This window comes from Serratia sp. Nf2, from assembly GCF_003028435.1.
Lineage (GTDB): Bacteria > Pseudomonadota > Gammaproteobacteria > Enterobacterales > Enterobacteriaceae > Serratia > Serratia marcescens_L.
Window position 1 is genome coordinate 1 of record NZ_PYTW01000047.1, and the last position, 622, is coordinate 622.

The window sequence follows — 622 nt, forward strand, 5'->3', positions numbered from 1 at the left end:
AAAAGAAGTAGGTAGCTTAACCTTCGGGAGGGCGCTTACCACTTTGTGATTCATGACTGGGGTGAAGTCGTAACAAGGTAACCGTAGGGGAACCTGCGGTTGGATCACCTCCTTACCTAAAGATATTGATTCGAGTGGCGTGCTCACACAGATTGTCTGATGAAAAGTAACGAGCAAAGCGCTACCTGTTGATGCCATGAGTCATTCATGCTGATACGAACCGATTAAGTTATTCAGTTTAATCGGATTTTCGTGTCCCCATCGTCTAGAGGCCTAGGACACTGCCCTTTCACGGCTGTAACAGGGGTTCGAATCCCCTTGGGGACGCCATTCCGATAATGAGTGAAAGACATTATCACCGGTTAGCGATAACCGAAAAAATCTTAAAGATGACTTGCGAGTCATGTTTAAGATATTGCTCTTTAACAATCTGGAACAAGCTGAAAATTGAAACATGACGGCTGAAATTTATCCCTCCGTAGATGTATTGGGATAAAGAGTAACCTGTCATAGAGTCTCTCAAATGTTTGCAGCGCGAACGATGGAAACATCTTCGGGTTGTGAGGTTAAGTGACTAAGCGTACACGGTGGATGCCTAGGCAGTCAGAGGCGATGAAGGGCG

General features: G+C 45.7%; 1 tRNA gene and 1 rRNA gene. Both read left to right on the forward strand.

The features are described from left to right. Positions 1 to 115 (forward strand): 16S ribosomal RNA (locus C9411_RS25335); the annotation flags it as partial. Between the two features lie 139 nt (positions 116 to 254). Beyond that, positions 255 to 330, forward strand: a tRNA-Glu gene (locus C9411_RS25340). Positions 331 to 622 lie beyond the last annotated feature (292 nt).